Consider the following 20412-nt stretch of genomic DNA (forward strand, 5'->3'; position numbering starts at 1 on the left):
CGCGCTCCCGTGGGTCGGCTTGTCGCCGAATCACCGTACCGGCCCGGCGGCCCGGCGCCGCCGCGGGCGCCGGGCCGCCGGGCCGGTCACGCCCCGAACCAGTCCGGGTCGGTGGCGCCGCCGGTGGCGGCGATGTGCTCCCAGGTCGGGCTGGTGGAGCTTCCGTCGACGTCGGTGAAGCCGTACTCGGCGGCCAGTTCGACCACGGTGCGGACCGCGCCGGCGTGCCGGGAGACCTCGGGGTCGGCGGCGAGGGCGGCGACGGCGCGGCCGACGAACTCGGTGGACTCCGTCTTGGCGGCCAGCTCCGGCGGCAGCTCCATCACCTCGGTGTTCATCCACCCCGGTGAGACGATGACCGGGGTGACCCCGGCGGGGGCGAGTTCGGCCGCCAGGCCCCGGCCTAGCCGGTTGACCGCGGTCTTCAACACGTCGTAGTAGATGTTGCCGGTGTAGCGCTGCGCGTCCACCACCCAGCTCGTCACCACGGCCAGGCCGCCGCGGGTGTCGGTCAGCAGCGGGGCGGCGCGCTGGAGGGTGAGCAGGTAGGCGCGCAGGCCGGCCGAGTACATCAGGTCCAGGTGGGCGAGGTCGAGCTCCGGCAGCGGGGTGGGCAGCACCTCGCGCTCGTAGCCGCCCCAGGCATTGCAGACCAGCACGTCCAGGCGGCCCCGCTCGGCGCGCACCCGCTCGAACAGGGCGGTGACCTGCGCGTCGTCGGTGTGGTCGCAGCGCACCGGGATACCGGTGCCGCCGCGTGCGGTCACCTCCTCGGCGGTCGTCTCGATGGTGCCGGGCCGCCCGGTCGGGTTGCCGCCGGTGCGGCTGCTGCGGCCGGTCACGTACACGGTCGCGCCGGCCTCGCCGAGCACCCGGGCGATGCCGCGGCCCGCTCCCCTGCTCGCCCCGGTGACCACCGCGATCCTGCCGCTCAGGTCCACCGCGTTCGCGTGTCCGCTCGTCATGGGTCCTCCCCGTCTCGTTCCGTTCCGCCGGGTCCGGCCGCCCGGCGGATCGATGCTGGCGGGAGACCCTGACAGGAGCCGTCAGGGTTTCGCGGCGGATTCCGGCCGGTCCGGTCCGATGCCGACGGCGGGCAGCACCGCCTGGTCGACGATCTCGGCCAGCTTCGCGTCGTCGGGGACCTGGTGGGTGTCCATCGCGTACTTGAAGACCAGCGCCTCGCCGATGTCGGCGACGACGGGGGTGATCAACCGGGGGTCGATCCGGCCCTGCTCGGCGTAGTGCCGCAGCACCGTCAGGGTGAACCTGCCGCCGCGCGGCTCGAAGACGCGCTCGTACAGGGCGCGGGCCAGTTCGGGGTGGCGGACGCGCTCGGCCACGATGGAGCCGGCCGCCTCGGCGCTGGGGCTCCGCATCCAGTCGACCAGCTGGCGCAGGGCGCGGATCAGGTCGCCGCGCAGGTCGTCGGAGCCGGGCGAGACGGTCTCCTGCGGGTGCTCGGCGTGGATGGCGTCCAGCAGCACCTCCTGCGGAGAGGACCAGCGCCGGTAGAGCGAGGTCTTGGCGGTGCCGGCCCGCTTGGCGATGCCCTCCATCGTCAGCCGGCCGAGCCCGGTCTCGGCCACTTCGGCGAGGACGGCGGCGCGGATGGCCGTGAGCAGTTCCTCGCCGCGCCGGCGCGTCCGGGCGGGCCGTTCGTGCTCGGTCATGTCACCTCTCCGATTGAAGATACGGCAGCGTAGCTTAAACTGCCAAAGTTAGATACGATTGCGTATCCAAGGCCGGGGTCCAACCGCCCCGGCCGCCATGCGCCGGACCGGACGGGAACGGGCCCATCCTGCCGGTCCGGCCGCCGTGCCACCCGCACCGCCCTACAGGAAGGACCACGGTGACCACCCGACCACCGGACACCCTCGGGCCGCCGGCGACCGCCCGGACCGCTCCCCGCTCACTCGCGCCGGACCTGGCGCGCGGCACCATGCTGCTCGTCATCGCCCTCGCGCACGCCCAGGTGCTCAGCACCGCACTGCCCGGCGCGGCCGCCCTCGACCTCTCCGGCGCCGCCGCCCACACGGTCGCCGCGGCGCACACCCTGCTGGTGGACAGCCGCGGCTACCCGATGTTCGCCGCCCTGTTCGGCTACGGCCTGGTCCGCATCGCGAGCCGGCGCCGCGCGTCGGGCAGCAGCCCGCGCGAGGTCCGCGGGCTGCTGCGCCGCCGCGGCGGCTGGATGGTGCTGATCGGCTTCTGCCACGTGGCGCTGCTGTTCTACGGCGACATCATCGCCGCCTACGGACTGCTCGCCGTCGCGGCGGCGGGCGCGCTCGCCGCCGGCGGCCGGCGGCTGCTCGGCCACGCCGCGCTCTGGGCCGCGATCGGCGCCGCCGTCTTCGGCGCCGCCGGGCCGGCCATCCCGTCCGGCGCCGACCCCACCGACATCGGGCCGCTGCTGTCGGCCGCATACCGGATGATGTCGTGGGTGCTGACCACCCCGCTGTTCGCGGTGATGGCCGTCGCGCCCTTCCTGGTGGGCATCTGGGCGGCGCGCCTCCGGCTGCTGGACGAGCCGGAGCGGCACCGCCCCCTGCTGCGCCGCACCGCCGTCATCGGCGTCGCCGCCGCCGTGCTCGGCGGCGTGCCGCTGGCCGTGCTGAACTCCGGTCTGGCCGGGGAGCCCGGGATGCTCGCGGTCTCGGCCGCCACCGGGGTGCACACCCTCACCGGCTACTTCGGCGGCCTCGGCTACGCCGCGATCATCGCCCTGGTCGCGGTGCGGATCGGCGAGCGGCGCGGCTTCGCGGTGCGGGCGCTGGCCGCGTGCGGGCAGCGCTCCATGTCCTGCTACCTCGCCCAGTCCGTCGCCTGGCTGATCCTGTTCGAGCCGTACCTGGCCGGGCTCGGCGGCTCGCTGCACCCGCTGGTGGCCGCAGGGGTGGGCACCGGGGTCTGGGCGGTGACGGTGCTGCTCGCGTACGCCCTGCACCGCGCCGGGCGGGCCGGTCCGGCCGAGGCGCTGCTGCGGCGGCTCAGCTACGGCCCCCGCCACGCCCGGGTGGCGGCGGGCTGAGCGGCCGCGCCCCGGCGGCCACCGCCGCCGGGGCCGGTCGGCCGACACGGCCGCTCGCGGCGGTGCGCCTGTCGGTGGCGGGCGCTAGCGTCAGGGCATGCCGGCACAGCCGCGGAGTCCGTCGGGGCGGCCCTACGTCGTCGCCCACACCGCCGTCGCCCTGGACGGCGCCACGACCGGCTTCGAACCGGACCAGGGCCTGTTCTACCGGCTCGCCGCCGGCTGGAACGAGGACGTCACCCTGGCGGGGGCCGACACCATCCTCGCCCAGGAGCCGGCGCTGGCCGCCGCCCCCCGCCCCGGACCGGCCGAGGACGGACCGCTGCTGGCCGTCGTCGACGGGCGCGCACGCGTCCGGGAGTGGGCGGCGCTGCGCGAGCTCGGCCACTGGTCCGGTGTCCTCGCCCTGCACGCCGAGGCCACGCCGCCCCGGCCCGCCGACCGCTCCGTGCCGGAGCTGGTGGCGGGCGCCGAGCGCGTCGACCTCGCCGCCGCGCTGCGGGCGCTCGGAGAGCGCGAGGGGGTGGAGACGGTGCGCGTCGACAGCGGCGGCGCGCTCACCGGCGCCCTGCTCACCGCCGGACTCCTGGACGAGGTCAGCCTGCTCGTCCACCCCTGCCTGCCCGCCGAGCCGACCGCCCACCGCTGGCACGGATCCGCGGCGGCCGCCCGCTTCACCCTCGTCGAGAGCCGCCCCCTCGACGGCGGGCTGGTCTGGCTCCGCTACCGGCCCGCGGACTGACGCACCGCGCCGCCGGCGCCGCGGCCCGGTGGGTCAGGGGTTGATCAGCGGCTGGTAGGCGGCGCGCACATCGGCGTTGTTGGAGCGGGCGTACTGCGGAGAGGGCGGGCCGGTGTCCACACCGTAGTAGGTGTAGTTCAGGGTCTGCGGGCAGTGCCCGCCGACCGCCACGGAGGTGTCGCGCACCAGCTCCCCGGTGCGCACCTCGTAGACCCGCACGGGCACCTCGCGGGTCCGGAAGGTCACCGTCTCGGTCGGGGTGAAGGCCGTCGGCCCGTACTGGCAGGAGGTGACGACGGAGCCCATGTCGGCCTCACCGGCGCAGATCACCAGCACCGCGTCGGCGGCGTCGCCGGCCAGCCAGGAGGAGGGGAGCCGCTCGCGGCTCTGCGAGTCGCCGAAGAGCATGGCGCGGTGCGGGCCGGCGCCCTCGTACGGGTCGGCGCCGCGGTAGGGGGCCGGATCGTCGCAGTAGGCGGGGGTGCCACCGGTGCCCCCGGTGAGCAGGGCGCGCACCTCCTCCAGCTGGATCGCGGTCTCCGCCGACCTGATGCCCCGCTCCGCCTCCTCCACCAGCTCGTGCTCGGGGTACTCGGCGAGGATCCGCTCGTAGCGCTCGCGGGCGCCGTGCGGGTCGTCGTCCGCCAGCAGGCTGTCACCGCAGCCCACGATCGCCGCGGGCGCGATCCGCGGGACGGCCTCGGCGGCGCGGTCCAGCGCGTCGCCGCCGGCCGGGCGGTCGCGCAGCCAGTCGGCCACCGCCGTGGTGGCGCAGGCGTCGGGCGCGGGCAGCTCGTCGAGGAAGCCGTCCAGGACCGCGCCGACCTGCCGGTCCTGACCCGGGTTCTCCCGCAGCACGGTGGCCAGGTAGCCGAAGCCCTCCTCCAGGGAGCGGGCCTCGCCGGTGAGGGCGTCGCCGCCCAGCACCTCGGCGGCCTCGGCGAGCAGCAGTTCGGCGCGTCGCGCGTCCGCGCCCTCCCACCGCGCGCCCGGGTGGGCGATGTAGTGGGCCAGCGTGTCCGCGGCCCGCGGCCGGTCGTCGACGCGGGCGTAGCGTTCGGCCCTGATCAGCAGCGCGCACGCCTCCCGGGCCGCCAGGACGCGGGCGCCGAGCAGGCCGTCGGCCACCCGGTGCGCGGCGTGCAGGCGGTCGAGGGCCGCCAGCGCCTGCGCGCAGTCGCCGGCGCGGTGGGACGCGGCCGCGGCCCCCTCGATCCGTCCGGTGTCGAAGCGCAGGGCGCCCAGGCCGAGCAGGAGGGCGGCGGCCGCGACGGCGGCGACCAGCCGCTGCCGCCCGACCGAGCCCAGCACCGGCTCGCCGTACGGCGGCGCCGCCGGCGGGAGCGCACGTCCGGCCGGCCGCGGCATCCGGCCGCCGGCCAGGTACCAGGCGTGCGCGGTCAGGCCCGCCCACCACAGCGTCAGCAGGACCGAGACGGTCCGCGGCAGCCAGGTGGGCTGGTCGGCCAGGGCCATCACCGCGACGAGTCCGGCCGTGACCAGGGTGGTGCCCGCGGCGAGCCGGCGGCGCTCCAGCATCAGGTAGCCGAGGCCGGCGAGGCAGGCGTTCCCGAGCGCTGCCGCGATCGGATCGCAGCGCCGGAACGCTGCCATCGGGGCGGTCACCTGCGGGGGTCTCGGGGAATCGTCGGGCGCGTCGGGCGTCGGATTCATCATGATCCATTTCGGAATGGGAGTGAACCGCCGGACGACTCCCCATTATTCAGATCAGCCCCCGGGAAGAGTACCGATTGCCCGATCGTGCCAGATCCGGCCGATCGGACCAGCGAAAGCATATAAAACGGAAAAACATCCCTCTCGGATATTTTTCAATAATCGGTCCGGCCTAATGGCCCCGGCGGGCCTGGTGGAACGGGCGAGGACCGATACGGCCGGGTACCGCGGGCGGCGCGCCGCCGGGGCCGAGCCCAGTCGGACAGGACTCGTCTTCCGCCACCGGCAGGCGTACGGAATATGTTCGCCCCCCGCGCCGTCCGCAGTGGAAACGGTTGAGCGGTCCGGTGCGGTGCCGACGGATCGAAATCGACAAGCCGTCAGTTGGCCATGTCGACGAAGCGGCTGTAGTGGCCCTGGAAGGCGACGGTGACGGTGGCGGTGGGGCCGTTGCGGTGCTTGGCGACGATGAGGTCGGCCTCACCGGCCCGCGGGGACTCCTTCTCGAAGACGTCCTCGCGGTAGAGCAGGATGACCATGTCGGCGTCCTGCTCGATGGAGCCGGACTCACGGAGGTCGCTGATCTGCGGTTTCTTGTCGGTGCGCTGCTCGGGGCCGCGGTTGAGCTGGGAGAGCGCGATGACCGGCACGTTCAGCTCCTTGGCCAGCAGCTTGAGGGCGCGCGACATCTCCGAGACCTCCTGCTGGCGGCTCTCCACCCGGCGCGGGGAGCTCATCAACTGGAGGTAGTCGACCACGACGAGTTTGAGGTCGTGCTGCTGCTTGAGGCGCCGGCACTTGGCCCGGATCTCCATCATCGACATGTTCGGGGAGTCGTCGATGAACAGGGGGGCCTCGGCGACCTCGCCCATGCGGCGGGCCAGCCGGGTCCAGTCGTCGTCGCTCATCATGCCCGAGCGCATGGTGTGCAGCGGCACCCGCGCCTCGGCCGACAGCAGCCGCATGGTGATCTCGTTGCGGCCCATCTCCAGGCTGAAGATGACGCTGGTCAGGCCGTTCTTGATCGAGGCGGCCCTGGCGAGGTCGAGGGCGAGGGTGGAGTTGTGGGTGGGCACCATCGAGCGGGTGGCGAGGTAGAGGTGCGAGGGGTGGTCGATCTGCACGCAGCGCACCGGCACGCTGGGCACCGGCTCGACCCGGATCACCGCGCGGGCGGCCGCGCCGGCCCGGAAGCCGCCGCCGCGCCGCTTGTGCTCCAGCCGCCGGGCCTCGGTGCCGAACACGGGGTCGGCCGGGGTGAAGGCGACGGGCTGCCCGGCGGGGCCGGGCTCGACCCGGTAGCCGAGGCCGGTGACGAGGTCGCGGCAGCCCTCGGCCAGCTCCCGGGGGGCGGCGGCGAAGGCGACCGCCCCCGAGGGGGTGACCGTGCCGGCGGCGTCCAGCAGTCCGGCGAGCAGCCGACGGCGCTGCTCGGCCGAGGCCCGCAGGTAGCGGTCGGGCAGCCCCGGCCGCTCGTAGACCCCGGCCGCGCGCAGCGCGGGGGCGGCCGGCCCGCCGCCGGGGGCGCGCAGCGCGAAGCGGCCGGGGGTGCCGGCCGGGGCGAGCCGGTAGCCGTCGGACTCGATCCGGACCGCGATCTCGGGGTCGTCGACGGCGAGGAGTTCGGAGCCGGGCCGCCCGGCGCCGAGCCAGACGCCGAGCACGTACGGGGGGACGGGCAACTCGGCCTCGGGGAGCTCCAGCGGGGCGGCGACGCGCACGGTGTGGCCGGTGCCGAGGCCGGGCGGCCGGGAGTCGTCGGCGATCTGGCGGGTGGTGCGCACGGCCGTGCCGGCCCGCAGGGTGTGGGTGAGCCACTGGTGCTCGGCGTCGGCGACCACGCTGGTGCCGTCGGCGAAGGTCATCCGGTAGCAGGGGCGGCCGGTGAGCACCTCGGTGGCGGCGACGACGGCGGTGGGGGTGCCGTCGGCGGCGAGCAGGTGGTCGCCCACCCGGACCTCGCCCATGGTGGTCCAGCCGTGCGGGGTGGGCAGCGGGGTGTCGAGCGCGAGCGCCTTCCCGACGGCGGGGCGGGCCGCGATGATGATCATCTGGCCGGGGTGCAGGCCGTTGGTGAGGGAGTCGAGGTCGGCGAAGCCGGTGGGGACGCCGGTCATGCCGCCGTCGCGGCTGGCGATGGCCTCGATCTCGTCCAGCGCCCCCGGCATGATGTCGTTGAGCTGGAGGTAGTCCTCACCGGTGCGCTTCTCGGCGACGGCGAAGACCTCGGCCTGGGCGCGGTCGACGATGTCGTCGATGTCGCCGTCGCCGGCGTAGCCGATCTGGGCGATGCGGGTGCCGACCTCGACCAGCCGCCGCAGCACGGCGCGCTCCTCGACGATCCTGGCGTAGTAGCCGGCGTTGGCGGCGGTGGGCACCGAGGAGATCAGGGTGTGCAGGTAGGGGGCGCCGCCGACCCTGGCCAGCTCGCCGCGCTTGGTCAGCTCGGCCGAGACGGTGACGGCGTCGGCCGGCTCGCCCCGGGAGTAGAGGTCGATGATGGTGTCGTAGATGACCTGGTGGGCGGGGCGGTAGAAGTCGACGGCCCGCAGCGCCTCGACCACCTCGGCGATGGCGTCCTTGGAGAGCATCATGCCGCCGAGCACGCACTGCTCGGCCATGACGTCGTGCGGCGGAGTGCGCTCGAACTCGGAGTCCGGCGGCGGTGCTTCGGCGACGCTCATCGTGTCCTCCCCCCGGCGGCCACTGCCTCCCCAGGTCTAGCGGGCGGCTATGACAGTGCGGGACAAGTGTGCAGCCTCGTCCGCCACAGCGCTAACACGGGCTGTGGACAGCCTGTGGACAGTGCCGGGAGAACCTGTGCATGACTGCGGCCGACCTGTGGGGAGCCTGTGCACAAGCCTGTGGAAAACTCTGCACATTTCTACACAGCAAGGCCCTGACCTGGGATTCGGTTATCCACCGCCTGTGCGTAACAAAAATCCGGCAGAAATGTGGACGGCGCCGCCCGCCGCGCTCGTCCGCGGCCGCGCGGGCCGCCCGGCGCCTGCGGAACGGGCCCGGGTAGATTGGGCGGGCCATGCGCGTGTCGCTCCCCGCCGCCCCGTTCCGGCACCGCCACGACAGGGAGATCCTGTCCCTCGCCATCCCGGCGTTCTTCGCGCTGGTCGCCGAGCCGCTGTTCCTGCTGGTCGACTCCGCGGTCGTCGGCCGCCTCGGCACCGAGCCGCTGGCGGCGCTCGGCGTCGCCGGGCAGATCCTGCTCACCGTCACCGGCCTGTGCGTCTTCCTCGCCTACGGCACCACCCCGGCCGTCGCCCGCCAGGTCGGCGCGGGCGATCTCGCGGCCGCGGTGCGCCACGGCGTCGACGGCCTCTGGCTGGCCTTCCTGATCGGCTGCGGCACCGCCCTGCTCGGCTGGCCGCTGGCGCCGTGGCTGGTGGAGGCGATGGGCGCCTCGGCCGCCGTCACCCCGCACGCCGTGGTGTACCTGCGGGTGAGCCTGCTCGGCATGCCGGGGATGCTGCTGGTGCTGGCCGGCACCGGAGTGCTGCGCGGGCTGCAGGACACCCGCACCCCGCTCGCCGTCGCCGTCGGCTCCTACCTGCTCAACGGCGTGCTGGTCGTCTGGTTCGTGCTCGGCCTCGGCGGCGGCATCGCCGGCTCGGCCTGGGCGGGGGTGGTGGCGCAGACGCTGGCCGGCGGTGTGTACGTCGCCATGGTGCTGCGGCTGACGCGCCGGCACGGCGTGGGCGTGCTGACCTCGCCGCGGCGGCTGCGCGCGGCCACCGCCGCGAGCACCGCGCTGCTGGTGCGCAACATCGCCATGCGCGTGGTGGTCATGGTGTGCGTGGCGGTCGCGGCCCGGCTCGGCGACCCGACACTCGCCGCGCACCAGGTCGCCTTCCAGGTCTGGGGCCTGCTGGTCTTCGCGATGGACGCCATCGCGATCGCGGGGCAGGCGATCATCGGCCGCTACCTGGGCGCCGGCGACAGCGCCGGGGCGCGCGCCGCGACGCGGCGGATGGTGGAGTGGGGCGTGGCGGCGGGCGTCGTCTTCGCCGTGGCGGTGCTGGCGGCCCGGCCCTGGATCCCGCCCCTGTTCAGCACCGATCCGCAGGTCCGCGAGCTGATGCTGGTGGCGCTGGTGATGGTGGCGGCGCTGCAGCCGCTGAGCGGGATCGTGATGGTGCTCGACGGCGTGCTGATCGGCGCTGGCGACCTCCGCTACCTGGCCTGGGCGTCGGTCTGGACGATGCTCGCCTTCCTGCCGCCCGGCCTGGCGGTGCTGGCCTTCGGCCGGCCCGGGACGGCGGCGGCGCTGGTCGGCCTCTGGCTGGCTTACGGCGTCTGGCTGGTGGCGCGCGGGATCACCCTGGGGCTGCGGGCCCGCGGCCGGGCCTGGGCGGTCATCGGCGCGGTGCGCTGAGGCGGCCTCAGCGGCCCAGGTCGCGCGGGCCGATGGTGGGCCCGTGCTGGAAGGGCCGCACCCGCGGGCCGCCGTCGGTCACCCGCGACAGGTCGGGGAAGCCCGGCCGGTCGGCGGCGGGAAGCGGCGCGGCCCGCTCGATCCTGACGCCGCGTTCGGCCAGCCCGCTCGCCGTCCGCTCGCGCAGCCGGGGCAGCATCGCGTACAGCTCGTCGCCCGGGCAGGCGGTGGCGTTGAAGTCGCGGTGGCCGCGGATGGCGGAGTGCGGGTCGAGCCGGTAGCTCCGGCACAGCCACACGCAGGTCTCCACCAGCGCGTCGAACATCGCGCCGGGCGGGGTGGCCGAGGTGTAGGTGCCCTCGTTCTCGATGCCCAGGGCGGTGGCGTTGTGGTTGGCGACGTGGGCGCCGACGACGTGGCGGCCGGAGCGGACGGCCTCCAGGGAGCGGTTGCGGCCCTCCATGATGTGGCCGCCCCGGCTGATGGTCAGCTGCTGGCCGGCGTCGGCCCAGCCGTTGCCGTCCATGTGGTGGTCCTGGATCCGCCGGGAGAGGGCGGCGGCCGCCGCCCAGGAGGTGTCGGACTGGTTGGCCGTCGCGGTGTGGTGCACCACGATGTGGGCGGGGCGGCTGTCGAGGACGGTGGCGGCGGTCGTCGGCGGCCTGGCGCCCCAGTCGGCGCGGGTGCGGACGCGCGGTTCGGCGGCGGCCGCCGCCCCGGCCGGGGCGAGCACGCCCCCGGGGCCCACGAGCAGCGCTCCTCCGGTCACGAGGACGGCGTTCCTGAGCAGGGTCCTGCGGTCGGCGTGTCCGAACTCGTGGTGCGACATGACGTCCCCCAGAAGTCAGTTCATCCCCCAGTCCACATCTTCACTCTTTGGAGTCGTTCTGTCACCTATAGCAACTTTATGCAGCTCATACGCGTGTTGGCCGGCCCGAGCAGCTCGGGCCGGCCAAGTTCTCCGTGAGGGGACGGCTCAGCCTCGCTCGCCGGCGCCCAGTGCGGGGCCGTGGTCGAAGCGCGCCGTCTCAGGGCGTTCGGGAGTGAGCGGGAAGGCCGGCCGCTCCTGCGGCGCGAGCGCCGCCTGGGCGGGGATCCGGACGCCGTTGGCGGCCAGGGTGTCGGCCACCCGCTGCCTGATGGTGGGCAGCATGCCGTAGAGCACGTTGCCCGGGCAGGCGGTGGCGTTGAAGTCGCGGTGGCCGACGATCCTGCTGGGCGCCAGCCCATACACGGTGCACAGCCAGGCGCAGGTGGCGACCAGCGCGTTGATCATCACCGCCGGCGGAGTGGCGGAGGTGTAGAGCCCTTCGTTCTCGATGCCGATGGTGCTGGAGTTGTAGTTCGCGACGTGGGCGCCGACGACGTGGTCGCCGGCCCGGATGGCGGGCAGCGAGCGGTTGCGGCCCTCCATGATGTGGCCGCCCCGGCTGATGGTCAGCTGCTGGCCGGTGTCGGCCCAGCCGTTGGTGTTCATGTGGTAGTTCTGGATCGCCCGGGACAGGGCGGCCGCGGCCGCCCAGGAGGTGTCGGACTGGTTGGCCGTCGCGGTGTGGTGCACCACGATGTTGGCGGGTGCGCGGTCGAGCACCTGGGCCGGGCTCGACGGGGCGCGGGCGCCCCAGTCGGCGCGGGTGCGCACATTGGGTTCGGGGGCCATCGACACGGTCGCCGCCTGAACGGGGAAGGCGTGACCGGCGAGGCCGCCGACGAGAACACCACCGGTGACCACCGCGGCGCCGCGGAAGACGGATCTTCGCGAGTGCGCGTGGCCGGCACTTTCTGCCATCTACGGCTCTCCTTTCGGAAGTAACTTCCGAAGGAATTATCACCCGGAGACGGCGATCTGTCACGGACGGTTCCATTTGCCGGAAAAAGGGAGATTCTCGACCAGATCTTTCCGGGCACGACGAAGGCCGGCGCCCGCTCGCGCGGACACCGGCCGGTCGGACCTGCGGGCGGATCAGCCCTTGACGACCTCGAACTCGAGCGTGGCGCTCACCTCGGGGTGCAGGCGGACGCTAACCTCGTGCCGGCCCGCCGTCTTGATCGGGTTGCGCACCTCGATCCGGCGCTTGTCCAGATCAGGGCCGCCGGAGTCCTTCACCGCGGCGGCGATGTCGGCGGCGGTGACCGAGCCGAACAGGCGGCCGTTGTCGCCGACCTTGCTGGCCAGCCGCACCTGGACGCCCTTGAGCTGGTCGGCGACCTGCTGGGCGTCCTCAAGGCTGCGGATGTCGCGGACGCTGCGGGCGCGCTTGATCGAGTCGATCTCGCGCTGCGCCCCGCGGGTCCAGCGGATCGCGAACTGCCGGGGCAGCAGGTAGTTGCGGCCGTAGCCGTCCTTGACCTCGACCACGTCGCCCGGGGCGCCGAGGCCGGTGACTTCCTGGGTCAGAATGAGCTTCATCGGTGTCTCCTCTCCTTCCCAGGCGTGCTAGCGAGCGGTGCTGGTGTAGGGCAGCAGCGCCATCTCGCGCGCGTTCTTGATCGCGGTGGCGACATCGCGCTGGTGCTGGGTGCAGTTCCCGGTGACCCGGCGGGCGCGGATCTTGCCCCGGTCGGAGATGAACTTGCGCAGCAGCGTGGTGTCCTTGTAATCGACGTAGGAAAGCTTCTCCTGGCAGAAAACGCAGACCTTTTTCTTCGGCTTGCGTACCGGAGGCTTGGCCATCGTGGTGCTCCTTCGTCAGAGCCCCGCCGCGAGGCGGGGATGGTCAACGGGAATGGGATGCTTCGGCTAGAACGGCGGCTCGTCGGAGAACCCGCCGCCGCCGGAGTCGAAGCTCGGGCTGTTGGCCCAGGGGTCGTCGGCCGGCGCGGAGTTGCGGGAGGCGGACTGGTTGCCGCCGCCGAAACCGCCGCCGCCCTGACCGCCGCCGTAGCCACCGCCGCCGCCGAACCCGCCGCCCTGGCCACCGGACCGCTGGGTCTTGGTGACCTTGGCCGTGGCGTTGCGCAGCGAGGGGCCGACCTCGTCGACCTCGATCTCGTAGACCGTGCGGCGTTCGCCTTCCTTGGTCTCGTACGAGCGCTGCCGCAGCCGGCCCTGCAGGATCACGCGCATGCCGCGCTGCAGGGTCTCGGCCACGTTCTCCGCGGCCTGGCGCCAGACGTTGCAGGTGAGGAAGAGGGCTTCGCCGTCCTTCCACTCACCGCTCTGCCGGTCCAGGAACCGCGGGGTCGAGGCCACGCGGAACTTGGCGACCGCCTGGCCGCTGGGCGTGAAACGCAGTTCAGGGTCGTCGACGAGGTTGCCGACGAGCGTGATCTGGGTGTCGCCTGCCATGGGCAGCTCCAGGGAGAGTTCCTGGCGCACGGCCCGGTTCGGCCGGGCTGCGCCGGAGGGTTCGGTCGGGGAGCCGGCGCGGCTCCCCGGGGAGACGGCCGGCGGTGGTGCGGGTCAGTGCACCTCGGGGCGGAGGATCTTCGTGCGCAGCACGGCCTCGGTCAGGTTCAGCTGGCGGTCCAGCTCCTTGACCGTGTCGGGCGTGGCGGACAGGTCGATGACCGCGTAGATCCCCTCGGCCTTCTTCTGGATCTCGTACGAGAGCCGGCGCTTGCCCCAGACGTCGACCTTCTCGACGGTGCCGCCGTCATTGCGGACGACGCCGAGGAACTGGTCGAGCGACGGGCCGACGGTGCGCTCGTCGAGGTTGGGGTCGAGGATGACCATCATTTCGTAACGACGCATGCGAGCTGCATGCCTCCTTTGGACTCGGGCGGCCACGGTGTGCTCCGTGGCAGGAGGGCGTTTGCGGACCCCGCGGACCTTTGCGGGGAACAGACACGTCAGGTTACCAAGGCGCGGGGACAGTCTGGGCCGTTCGGACGCTCAGGCGCTCCCCGCGGGCACCCGCGCGGCACGGCCGGCCCAGACGCCCCAGGCGAAGCGGTCGGGCGCGTCCGAAAGCACCCCGCCGGAGGGGTCGTCCACGCCGCCGGCCCGCACCGGGTCGCGGCCCGGCGCGAAGACGTCGGCCAGCACCAGCGCGCACAGCAGCGCGACCGCGGCGAAGCGGCCCAGCAGCAGCAGGCCGTACACGTCGAAGCCGATGCCGGCGACCGGCAGCCCGGCCAGGTCCTCAGGGCCGGACATGCTGAGCAGGTACCACCAGATCCCGACGAAGTAGCCGATCTCGGCCAGCTGCCAGAGCCCGAGCGCGCCGAACCTGGGCCGGGCCAGCACGGCCAGCGGCACCAGCCAGAGCACGAACTGCGGCGACCAGACCTTGTTGGTGAGCAGGAAGGCGGCGACCACCAGGAAGAGCAGCTGGGTGAGCCGGGGCCGGCGCGGCGCGCACAGCGCGACCACGGCGATGGCCGTGCAGGCCAGCACGAAGGAGCCGGTGCCGAGGGTGTTCACCTGGTCAGGCTGGATCTGGACGCCCCACTCCTGGAGCGCGTACCAGATGGAGCCCCAGTCGGCCATGCGCTCGGAGCTGAAGACGAAGAAGGTGGACCAGCCGTGCGGTGCGGCGAGCATGACCGGCAGGTTGAGGGCCAGCCAGGTGCCGGCCGTGGTGGCCAGGGCGAGGAAGAAGGCGCGCAGCCGGCCGGCGCGCAGGCAGAGCAGGAACAGCGGGCCGAGGAAGACCAGCGGGTAGAACTTGGCGGCGATCGCGGCGCCGAGCAGCACCCCGGCGAGCGCGGGCCGCCGCGCGCCCCAGGCGACGATGAACAGGACCGACAGGGCGACCGCCATCAGGTCCCAGTTGATGAAGGCGGCCAGGAAGGTGCCGGGGGCCAGCGCCATGAACAGGGCCGACCGCATCCGCCGCCGGTCGCCGGCCGCGGCGGCGACGGCGAAGACGGCGACGACCAGGAAGGCGCCCATCAGCAGGGCCGTCAGGTCGAAGAAGAGGAAGCCGCGGGCCCAGGCGTCCTCGATCGGCCCGACGACCGAGGAGAGCAGGAACATGACGGCGCCGATGAGCACCGGGTACTCCAGGTCGTACTGGAGGTAGGGCACCACGCCGTCGGTGAAGCCGTAGCCGTAGTAGAGCGGGTAGACGTCGGTGTAGCAGGCGAAGGCGTAGCGCCCCGCCCCCTCCCAGTGGCCGCCGAAGCGGCACGGCGCCTTGGCGAGGTAGGCGAGCACGAGCCCCGCCACCGAGGCCAGCAGCAGGTAGGGGGCGAGTTCGCGGACCGCGGACGCGCCGGTGCCGGCGGTCGGACCGCCGGCACCGTGTTCGCGCTGGGACTCCCCGGTCACGTCGACCCGGTGGTGTCACCGCGCCGCCCGTTGGAGCCCTGAGCGGCCGCGTCGCTGTTCTGCTGCTCCTCGCACTGCCAGGGGAACGGCTCCTGGCACTCCCCGTCCGGCGGGGTCGACGACGGATCCGGGTCCGGCTCGACCGGCGTGCAGCCGGGCGGCCACATGTTGCCCTCGTCCTCGCACGGGGTGCTGGACGGGGTCGGGGTCGTCGGGTCGGGGCTGGTGGACGGGGTGGAGGGGTCCGGGCTGGGCTCGGGCTCCGTCTCGGTGGAAGGGTCGGGCGACGGCTCCACCGGCACGAAGTCCTGCGCGGTGCCGATCCGGGCCGGCGGGTCGAACTGCCTGACTTCCTCGCCGTCCATGGCCGCGGTCATGAACTCGCGCCAGATCTCGGCCGAGGTGCCGCCGCCGGAGTAGGTGTCGCCCAGCGCCTCGCCTTCGGCGTCGAAGAGGCCCACGGCGGTGGCCAGCTGGGGGACGTAGCCGGCGAACCAGGTGGACCTGGCCTCCTCGGAGGTACCGGTCTTGCCGGCCACCGGGCGGCCGTCGGGCAGCGCCGCGGCGGCGCCGGTGGCGCCGGGCTGGACCACCGCCTGCATGGCGAAGGTGGCGTCGCGCGCGACCTCGGCCGAGAAGGCCTGGGAGTCGGTGATCTCCTCTCCGGGCGAAGGCTCCAGCTCCTCGCCCTCGCGGTTGAGCACCTGCTCGATGAGGTGCGCGTCGCGGTGGACGCCCTGCGCGGCGAAGGTGGCGTACACCGAGGCGAGGTCGACGGCGCGCACCTGGTGGATGCCCAGCGCGATGTTGGGACCCGGTGTGGCCGTCTCCCACTGCGACTCCCGGATGCCGGCCTCCGTGCCTATCCGTATCACCTCGTCGGGGGTGACCTCGATCGCCAGCTGCACGTAGGTCGTGTTGACCGACTGCGCCGTGGCCTGGACCAAGTCCACTACGCCGTGGGACTCGTTGCCGGCGTTGTTCACCGGCTCCTGCAGACCCTCGAAGCTCTGCGGCGAGTCGCCGTCGAAGCGGCTCTCCAGGCTGATGCCCCGCTCCAGTGCGGCGGCGAGCACCACCGGCTTCATGGAGGAGCCGGCCTGCGCCTGGAGGTACAGCGAGTTGTCGGCCTGCTCGGCGAGGTTCGCGCCGCCGTAGAAGGCGCGGATGCCGCCGGTGGCGGGGTCGATGGCGGTGAGGCCGGTGCGGAAGTTTTCGGGCAGGTCGGCGTTCTGGACCGCTTCCTCGGCCGCCTCCATCAGCGCCGGGTCGAGAGTGGTGTGGACCTGCCAACCGCCGACGTTGATCTCGTTGTCGGTGAGGTCGTAGCGCTCGCGCAGCTCGTTGCGCACCGCCTCGATCATGTACCCGCGCTGGCCGGCGTACTCCTCGCCGAGCTCGTAGGGGATGGGTTCGGGGAACTCCTGCTCGGCGCGGTCGGCCGCCGACAGGGTGCCGCTCTCGACCATGTTGTCGAGCACGTAGTTCCAGCGGAACTCGAGTTCCTCGCGGACGGCGTCGTTCTCCTCCGAGAGGTTCTCGAAGTTGCCCGGCTGCTGGATCAGCGCGGCCATGAACGCGGACTGGGCGACGTCCAGCTCGCCCACGCTGGTGCCGAAGTACGCCTGCGCGGCGGACTCGATGCCGTTGGCCTGGCGGCCGAAGTAGATGGTGTTGAGGTACTGCTGCAGGATCTGGTCCTTGGACAGGCTCTGCTCGACCCGGAGCGAGATCATGATCTCGCGCAGCTTCCGGGTGATGCTGACGTCCTGGGACAGGGTCTCGTAGTAGTTGCGCGCCATCTGCTGGGTGATGGTGGACGCGCCCTCGATCCGGGAGCCGCCGGTGGCGATCGCGTTGTACACGACCCGCGCCAGGCCCGGGATGGAGATCGCGGGGTCGGTGCGGAAGGTCTGCTGCTCGGCGGCGATGACCGCTTCCTGCACGTGTTCGGGCACGTCCTCGATCTCGACCGGCACCCGGTTGGAGGTTCCGATCGTGGCCAGCTCGGTCTCGTCCCCGAAGTACATCGCGGTGTCGGCCGACTCGGCGTCGGCCTGCGCCCTCAGTTCGTCGGCGCCAGGGGTGGTGGCGTAGGCGACGCCGAGCAGGCCGACCGCGCCCACGAAGCCGAGGCCCATCACGCCGAGCGCGGGCTTCCACGCCCGGGCGAAGAAGCGGCGGACGGGACCGCGGTCGTCGTCCTCCTCGACCTTCTTGCGGCGCGCGCGCCCGCGCGGGTCGGCGGCGCGGCCGCGCGGACGGCGGTGGTCGTCGTCGGGGCGGCGGCGGCCGCCCGGGCCGGAGCCGTGCCTGCTCTCGGAGCCGGCCCGGCGGCGGCCGGCGGGCTCGCCGGGGTCGGTGGTGCGCAGTCTGCGGTCGGACTCGGCGCGGCGGCGGCCGCCCTCGGGGCGCTCGGAGCGCATGGCGCCGTCGGCCGCGGCGGCGCGGCGGCGCCCGCCGGGCGGCGGCGCCTCGGAGCGGGTGCGGCGCTCGCCTTCGGCTCTGCGGCGGCCGCCCTCGGGGGCGGCGCGGCGGCCCTCCGGTGCGGCCCGCCGGCCGCCCTCGGCGGCGGGGTCGGCGGCGCGGCGGCGCGAGCCGCCCTCGGGTTCGGCCCGGCGGCGCCCGCCCGGCGGTTCGGCCCGCCGGCGGCCGGCCTGGCGGCCGCCCGTGTCGTCGGGGCGGCGGCGCTTCTTCTTGATCGGTCGGTCGTACTGGGGGTTGTGGCCCCAGAAGCCCATGTCGGTGTCTTCCACCGATCGACGGCGCCGCTCGCCGCCGGGCGGCTCCTCCGCCCGGCGGCGACCTTCAAAATCACGGGGGTTGCTGGTACTCACGCGTCCTCGTTCAGTTGATGCGACGGACTGACCGGCGGGTGAGCGGGAACCGGCGAATAGACGCTAGTGCCCGAACCGCGATCTCGTACAGATAACGGACGCGGTTCCGCATCGGCAGGTCCGGCGCGTCGGCCGGGTCGGGGGCGGTGGCGTGCGCGCACACGGAGCGGTCCGCCGCGCGGCCGACCCGGTGTCCACTGCTGTGCGTGAACGCCTCAGCGTAACCGTGGCGCGGCGGGTGACGGCGTGCGTGACCACGGCTGACTGCGTTCGTGACGTCGCCACCATAGCCGAGAGCACGGGTGGGCGAATCGGCGTTTCGGCGGATCAGGGACGGGACGCTCGCCCGCTCCCGGGCGTCGCCGAAGATCATCGGCACGTGCGGAGCATCACATCGCCGCGCACGGGCCCACGAGCGGACCGGTCGCCGGACGGGGCGCACCGGCCACTCTGTGCGATCGCGTCGCTGTGGGCACATGGGGGTCAGCGTACGCGCCATGCCCCCGCACCGTTGCCCCGTACCTGACATTTGTCCCAGAAGGCCGGTTTAGCGCCAAGAAAGCGCTGGTTGCGGAGGTATAGGGCAGGACGTATCGTCGTGATATATCGACTCGATATATGCCTGCCGTTCGGCGGACTTTCGGTCGGCGCCCGCCGCCGGGCCGCCGGCGGCGGACCGGGCCACCGGGGAGGAGGGACCATGGCCGCACGCCGGCCCGACCGCGCCAAGGCGCTCGAACTCGCCGTCCTCGGCCTGCTCGCCGACGCTCCGCTGCACGGCTACGAGCTCCGCAAGCGGCTGAACACCACGCTCGGCGCGCTGCGCGCCTTCTCCTACGGGTCCCTCTACCCGTGCCTGAAGGACCTGCTGCGCCGCGGGCTGATCGCCGAGGACACGCGCGTCCCGGCCGCCGATCCCGGGCGCGGGGCGCCGGCCCGGCCGCTGGCCGGGCGCCGGGCCAAGATCGTCTACCGGCTGACCCCCGAAGGCCGCGAGCACCTGCGGCGCAGGCTGGCGGAGGCGGGGCCCGCGGCCTGGGAGGACGACGGCTTCGGTGTGCACTTCACCCTGTTCGCGCAGACCAGGGCCGATATCCGGCTGCGCATCCTGGAGGGCAGGCGCAACCGGCTGGAGGAGCGGGTGGAGAGCTGCCGCACGGCGCTCGCCCGCACCCGCGAGCGCCAGGACGGGTACGCGGCGGAGCTGCAGCGGCACGGCCTGGAGTCCGTGGAGCGCGAGGTCCGCTGGCTGAACGAGCTGATCGGCCGCGAACGGGCCGCGGCCGGGGAACGCGGCGCGCAGCAGCGCCGCCACGCGCCGTCGAGCGGCACCGACCGGGGGGACGCGGACTGAGAGCCGCGCCGGTGCGACCACCAACAACCGAAGGAGCAGCTGATGGGTTCGGTACGCGTAGCCGTCGTGGGTGTCGGCAACTGTGCGGCCTCCCTGGTCCAGGGCGTCCACTACTACCGGGACGCCGATCCGGCCGCCCAGGTCCCCGGCCTCATGCACGTCAGGTTCGGGCCGTACCACGTGTCCGACATCGAGTTCGTGGCCGCCTTCGACGTGGACGCCAAGAAGGTCGGCCGCGACCTGGCCGAGGCGATCTCGGCCAGCGAGAACAACACCGTGAAGATCTGCGACGTGCCGCCCACCGGCGTGCTGGTGCAGCGCGGACCCACCTACGACGGTCTGGGCAGCTTCTACCGGGAGATCATCGAGGAGTCCGACGACGACGCCGTCGACGTGGTCGCCACCCTCAAGGCGACCGGCGCCGACGTGCTGGTGTCGTACCTGCCGGTGGGCTCGGAGGAGGCCGACCGCTTCTACGCGCGCTGCGCGCTGGACGCGGGGGTCGCCTTCGTCAACGCGCTGCCGGTGTTCATCGCCTCGGACCCGCAGTGGGCGGCCAGGTTCGCCGACGCCGGGGTGCCGATCGTCGGCGACGACATCAAGTCGCAGGTGGGCGCCACCATCACCCACCGGGTGCTGGCGCGGCTGTTCGAGGAGCGGGGGGTGGCGCTGGAGCGCACCTACCAGCTGAACTTCGGCGGCAACATGGACTTCATGAACATGCTGGAGCGCGAGCGGCTCCAGTCGAAGAAGCTGTCCAAGACGCGCTCGGTCACCTCGCAGATTCCCCGCGAGATGGGCCAGGGCTCGGTGCACATCGGCCCGTCCGACCATGTGCCGTGGCTGGACGACCGCAAGTGGGCCTATGTGCGGCTGGAGGGGCGGGCCTTCGGCGACGTGCCGCTGAACATGGAGTACAAGCTGGAGGTGTGGGACTCCCCCAACTCCGCCGGCATCATCATCGACGCCATCCGGGCCGCCAAGATCGCCAAGGACCGCGGTATCGGCGGCCCGCTCCTGTCGGCCTCCTCCTATTTCATGAAGTCGCCGCCGGAGCAGCACTCCGACAGCGAGGCGCGCGAACTGGTCGAGCGCTTCATCCGCGGCGAGATCGAGCGCTGAGCCCGCTCCGCCGCCCCGGCCGGCCACCCGCCGGCCGGGGCGGTGGG

General features: G+C 73.5%; 18 protein-coding genes. 5 read left to right on the forward strand and 13 right to left on the reverse strand.

The features are described 5' to 3' along the window. Nucleotides 1–86: 86 nt before the first annotated feature. Both CLV72_RS10710 and CLV72_RS10715 read right to left on the reverse strand, forming a co-directional pair. The gene (locus CLV72_RS10710; protein ID WP_106244123.1) at nt 87–965 is read right to left on the reverse strand and encodes an SDR family NAD(P)-dependent oxidoreductase; all 879 of its coding nucleotides are present in this window, start codon (nt 963–965) and stop codon (nt 87–89) included. An 81-nt stretch (nt 966–1046) separates the two neighbouring features. Next, nucleotides 1047–1673 (reverse strand): TetR/AcrR family transcriptional regulator, encoded by a 627-nt coding sequence (locus CLV72_RS10715; protein ID WP_106244126.1) that lies wholly within the window; start codon nt 1671–1673, stop codon nt 1047–1049. Nucleotides 1674–1852: 179 nt separating this feature from the next. On the opposite strand from CLV72_RS10715, the gene CLV72_RS10720 reads away from it, so the two are divergent. Together CLV72_RS10720 and CLV72_RS10725 are read left to right on the forward strand one after the other, a co-directional pair. Continuing rightward, nucleotides 1853–3031 carry a DUF418 domain-containing protein gene (locus tag CLV72_RS10720; protein ID WP_245930098.1) on the forward strand — a complete coding sequence of 393 codons (1179 nt, stop codon included), beginning with the start codon at nt 1853–1855 and terminating at the stop codon, nt 3029–3031. 97 nt (nt 3032–3128) lie between these two features. Then, the gene (locus CLV72_RS10725) at nt 3129–3773 is read left to right on the forward strand and encodes a RibD family protein (protein ID WP_106244130.1); all 645 of its coding nucleotides are present in this window, start codon (nt 3129–3131) and stop codon (nt 3771–3773) included. Nucleotides 3774–3806: 33 nt separating this feature from the next. Here the strand turns inward: CLV72_RS10725 and CLV72_RS10730 are convergent, their stop codons facing one another. Both CLV72_RS10730 and dnaB read right to left on the reverse strand, forming a co-directional pair. Next, entirely contained in the window at nt 3807–5387 is a 1581-nt protein-coding gene (locus CLV72_RS10730; RefSeq protein WP_146159409.1) for a hypothetical protein, read from the reverse strand. Between the two features lie 440 nt (nt 5388–5827). Further along, nucleotides 5828–8131 (reverse strand): replicative DNA helicase, encoded by a 2304-nt coding sequence (gene dnaB / locus CLV72_RS10735; protein WP_106244137.1) that lies wholly within the window; start codon nt 8129–8131, stop codon nt 5828–5830. A gap of 356 nt (nt 8132–8487) precedes the next feature. Here dnaB and CLV72_RS10740 point away from each other — a divergent pair, with 356 nt between their 5' ends. Continuing rightward, entirely contained in the window at nt 8488–9837 is a 1350-nt protein-coding gene (locus CLV72_RS10740; RefSeq protein ID WP_106244142.1) for an MATE family efflux transporter, read from the forward strand. 7 nt (nt 9838–9844) lie between these two features. Here CLV72_RS10740 and CLV72_RS10745 read toward each other — a convergent pair whose 3' ends face one another. The 9 genes from CLV72_RS10745 to CLV72_RS31720 form a co-directional block, all read right to left on the reverse strand. Beyond that, complete coding sequence (locus CLV72_RS10745) at nt 9845–10666, reverse strand: peptidoglycan recognition protein family protein (RefSeq protein WP_106244145.1); 822 nt, start codon at nt 10664–10666, stop codon at nt 9845–9847. A 147-nt stretch (nt 10667–10813) separates the two neighbouring features. Continuing rightward, nucleotides 10814–11626 (reverse strand): peptidoglycan recognition protein family protein, encoded by an 813-nt coding sequence (locus CLV72_RS10750; protein ID WP_106244148.1) that lies wholly within the window; start codon nt 11624–11626, stop codon nt 10814–10816. Between the two features lie 174 nt (nt 11627–11800). Then, nucleotides 11801–12247, reverse strand: coding sequence for a 50S ribosomal protein L9 (gene rplI, locus CLV72_RS10755; RefSeq protein WP_106244152.1), 447 nt, complete (start codon nt 12245–12247; stop codon nt 11801–11803). Between the two features lie 27 nt (nt 12248–12274). Continuing rightward, nucleotides 12275–12511 (reverse strand): 30S ribosomal protein S18, encoded by a 237-nt coding sequence (gene rpsR, locus CLV72_RS10760; RefSeq protein ID WP_106244155.1) that lies wholly within the window; start codon nt 12509–12511, stop codon nt 12275–12277. Between the two features lie 66 nt (nt 12512–12577). Continuing rightward, entirely contained in the window at nt 12578–13126 is a 549-nt protein-coding gene (locus CLV72_RS10765) for a single-stranded DNA-binding protein (RefSeq protein WP_106245388.1), read from the reverse strand. Nucleotides 13127–13240: 114 nt separating this feature from the next. Continuing rightward, nucleotides 13241–13531: a 30S ribosomal protein S6 gene (rpsF, locus tag CLV72_RS10770; RefSeq protein WP_106244158.1), complete on the reverse strand. Its 291-nt coding sequence runs from the start codon at nt 13529–13531 to the stop codon at nt 13241–13243. A 141-nt stretch (nt 13532–13672) separates the two neighbouring features. After that, entirely contained in the window at nt 13673–15052 is a 1380-nt protein-coding gene (locus CLV72_RS10775) for a glycosyltransferase family 87 protein (protein WP_146159410.1), read from the reverse strand. Then, the gene (locus CLV72_RS10780) at nt 15049–17808 is read right to left on the reverse strand and encodes a transglycosylase domain-containing protein (protein ID WP_106244161.1); all 2760 of its coding nucleotides are present in this window, start codon (nt 17806–17808) and stop codon (nt 15049–15051) included. The genes CLV72_RS10775 and CLV72_RS10780 overlap by 4 nt, the downstream gene beginning before the upstream one ends. A 91-nt stretch (nt 17809–17899) precedes the next feature. Beyond that, nucleotides 17900–18268, reverse strand: coding sequence for a hypothetical protein (locus tag CLV72_RS31720; RefSeq protein ID WP_146159411.1), 369 nt, complete (start codon nt 18266–18268; stop codon nt 17900–17902). A gap of 321 nt (nt 18269–18589) precedes the next feature. On the opposite strand from CLV72_RS31720, the gene CLV72_RS10785 reads away from it, so the two are divergent. Both CLV72_RS10785 and CLV72_RS10790 read left to right on the forward strand, forming a co-directional pair. Further along, nucleotides 18590–19243, forward strand: coding sequence for a PadR family transcriptional regulator (locus tag CLV72_RS10785; protein ID WP_106244166.1), 654 nt, complete (start codon nt 18590–18592; stop codon nt 19241–19243). A gap of 42 nt (nt 19244–19285) precedes the next feature. Beyond that, nucleotides 19286–20365: an inositol-3-phosphate synthase gene (locus CLV72_RS10790; RefSeq protein WP_106244170.1), complete on the forward strand. Its 1080-nt coding sequence runs from the start codon at nt 19286–19288 to the stop codon at nt 20363–20365. Nucleotides 20366–20412 lie beyond the last annotated feature (47 nt).

Source organism: Allonocardiopsis opalescens, from assembly GCF_003002095.1.
Lineage (GTDB): Bacteria > Actinomycetota > Actinomycetes > Streptosporangiales > Streptosporangiaceae > Allonocardiopsis > Allonocardiopsis opalescens.